General features: G+C 49.2%; 2 rRNA genes. Both read right to left on the bottom strand.

The features are described 5' to 3' along the window. Positions 1-116 (bottom strand): 5S ribosomal RNA (gene rrf, locus RG571_RS11785). Positions 117-209: 93 nt separating this feature from the next. After that, positions 210-3124 (bottom strand): 23S ribosomal RNA (locus RG571_RS11780). Positions 3125-3395 lie beyond the last annotated feature (271 nt).

The following is a 3395-nucleotide window of genomic DNA, read 5'->3' as shown; positions in this document are numbered from 1 at the left end:
GCGTGGCGACGTCCTACTCTCACAAGGGGCAACCCCTCACTACAATCGGCGCTAAGAAGCTTAACTTCTGTGTTCGGCATGGTTACAGGTGTATCCTTCTCGCTATCGCCACCACACTGTGGTGTTATCTTTTATTGAGTAAATTTTGTTCACTCAAAACTGGATTTGAAGTCATATAAGTTTTTGCCGAGCTCTTTTCTTTTAACCAATTGGTTAAGTCCTCGATCGATTAGTATCAGTCCGCTCCATACATCACTGTACTTCCACTCCTGACCTATCTACCTGATCATCTCTCAGGGATCTTACTTTCTTAAAGAAATGGGAAATCTCATCTTGAGGTGGGCTTCACACTTAGATGCTTTCAGCGTTTATCCCTTCCCTACATAGCTACCCAGCAATGCCCTTGGCAGAACAACTGGTACACCAGCGGTAAGTCCATCCCGGTCCTCTCGTACTAAGGACAGCTCCTCTCAAATTTCCAACGCCCGCGACGGATAGGGACCGAACTGTCTCACGACGTTCTGAACCCAGCTCGCGTGCCGCTTTAATGGGCGAACAGCCCAACCCTTGGGACCGACTACAGCCCCAGGATGCGACGAGCCGACATCGAGGTGCCAAACCTCCCCGTCGATGTGGACTCTTGGGGGAGATAAGCCTGTTATCCCCAGGGTAGCTTTTATCCGTTGAGCGATGGCCCTTCCATGCGGAACCACCGGATCACTAAGCCCGACTTTCGTCCCTGCTCGACTTGTTGGTCTCGCAGTCAAGCTCCCTTCTGCCTTTACACTCTTCGAATGATTTCCAACCATTCTGAGGGAACCTTTGGGCGCCTCCGTTACCTTTTAGGAGGCGACCGCCCCAGTCAAACTGCCCATCTGACACTGTCTCCCACCACGATTAGTGGTGCGGGTTAGAGTGGCCATAACGCAGGGGTAGTATCCCACCAGCGCCTCCATCGAAACTAGCGTTCCGATTTCTACGGCTCCTACCTATCCTGTACATGCGGTACAGACACTCAATATCAAACTACAGTAAAGCTCCATGGGGTCTTTCCGTCCTGTCGCGGGTAACCTGCATCTTCACAGGTACTAAAATTTCACCGAGTCTCTCGTTGAGACAGTGCCCAAATCGTTACGCCTTTCGTGCGGGTCGGAACTTACCCGACAAGGAATTTCGCTACCTTAGGACCGTTATAGTTACGGCCGCCGTTTACTGGGGCTTCAATTCGTACCTTCGCTTGCGCTAAGCACTCCTCTTAACCTTCCAGCACCGGGCAGGCGTCAGCCCCTATACTTCATCTTACGATTTTGCAGAGACCTGTGTTTTTGATAAACAGTCGCTTGGGCCTATTCACTGCGGCTGATCGTATGATCAGCACCCCTTCTCCCGAAGTTACGGGGTCATTTTGCCGAGTTCCTTAACGAGAGTTCTCTCGCTCACCTTAGGATTCTCTCCTCGACTACCTGTGTCGGTTTGCGGTACGGGCCGCTGTTTTCTCACTAGAAGCTTTTCTCGGCAGTGTGACATCAGGAACTTCGGTACTATTATTTCCCTCCCCATCACAGCTTGTCCTTAAGAAAAGAAGCATTTGACTCCTCTTCAGACTTACTGCTTGGACAGACATTTCCGATCGTCTGCATTCCTTAGCCTCCTGCGTCCCTCCATTGCTCAAACAAAAACAACGGGTACAGGAATATCAACCTGTTATCCATCGCCTACGCCTGTCGGCCTCGGCTTAGGTCCCGACTAACCCTGGGCGGACGAGCCTTCCCCAGGAAACCTTAGTCATTCGGTGGACAGGATTCTCACCTGTCTTTCGCTACTCATACCGGCATTCTCACTTCTAAGCGCTCCAGCAGTCCTCACGATCTGCCTTCAACGCCCTTAGAACGCTCTCCTACCAATACACCTAAAGGTGTACTCCACAGCTTCGGTAATATGTTTAGCCCCGGTACATTTTCGGCGCAGGGTCACTCGACTAGTGAGCTATTACGCACTCTTTAAATGGTGGCTGCTTCTAAGCCAACATCCTAGTTGTCTGTGCAACCCCACATCCTTTTCCACTTAACATATATTTTGGGACCTTAGCTGGTGGTCTGGGCTGTTTCCCTTTCGACTATGGATCTTATCACTCACAGTCTGACTCCCGGATATGAATGAATGGCATTCGGAGTTTATCTGAATTCGGTAACCCGAGATGGGCCCCTAGTCCAAACAGTGCTCTACCTCCATCATTCTCAATTCCGAGGCTAGCCCTAAAGCTATTTCGGAGAGAACCAGCTATCTCCAAGTTCGTTTGGAATTTCTCCGCTACCCACACCTCATCCCCGCACTTTTCAACGTACGTGGGTTCGGTCCTCCAGTGCGTTTTACCGCACCTTCAACCTGGACATGGGTAGATCACATGGTTTCGGGTCTACGACTACATACTCAAACGCCCTATTCAGACTCGCTTTCGCTGCGGCTCCGTCTCTTCAACTTAACCTCGCATGCAATCGTAACTCGCCGGTTCATTCTACAAAAGGCACGCCATCACCCATTAACGGGCTTTGACTTGTTGTAGGCACACGGTTTCAGGTTCTATTTCACTCCCCTTCCGGGGTGCTTTTCACCTTTCCCTCACGGTACTGGTTCACTATCGGTCACTAGGGAGTATTTAGCCTTGGGAGATGGTCCTCCCGGATTCCGACGGAATTTCTCGTGTTCCGCCGTACTCAGGATCCTCCTAGGTGTCTTCCACATTTCGTCTACGGGGTTTTTACCCTCTTTGACTGACTTTTCCAAGTCATTCGACTATCTGAAAGAACTACCATATTGGAGTCCTACAACCCCAACAAGCAAGCTTGCTGGTTTGGGCTTTTCCCGTTTCGCTCGCCGCTACTCAGGGAATCGAATTTTCTTTCTCTTCCTGCAGGTACTTAGATGTTTCAGTTCTCTGCGTCTACCTCGAATGTGCTATGTATTCACACAATCGTAACATCCTATTAAAGATGTTGGGTTCCCCCATTCGGAAATCTCTGGATCATAGCTTACGTACAGCTCCCCAAAGCATATCGGTGTTAGTCCCGTCCTTCATCGGCTCCTAGTGCCAAGGCATCCACCGTGCGCCCTTATTCACTTAACCTTATCAACCTTACGGTTGGGTTTTGATCCTTCTTCTAGCGATAGAAGTTAGATCAAGAAAATAAGCAATTGAACTTATTAAAAAACTCTATCCAGCTCACAAATCAGCCTGTACGGCAAAAAGATCGATCGTCTCATAAAATCAAAGATTTTATGGCCGTCCGCCTATTTTGCTTCAGGCTAAACAATTTGTTCAGCTTTCAAATTCAACGCGGTGTTCTCGGTTTGTATTACTTACATTTACTTCAAATATCCAGTTTTCAATGAACAAA

The organism is Enterococcus sp. FR204 (genome assembly GCF_031143325.1).
Lineage (GTDB): Bacteria > Bacillota > Bacilli > Lactobacillales > Enterococcaceae > Enterococcus_B > Enterococcus_B faecium.
Note: the sequence above shows the minus strand (reverse complement) of the source record. Positions and strands in the feature narration are given on the sequence as shown.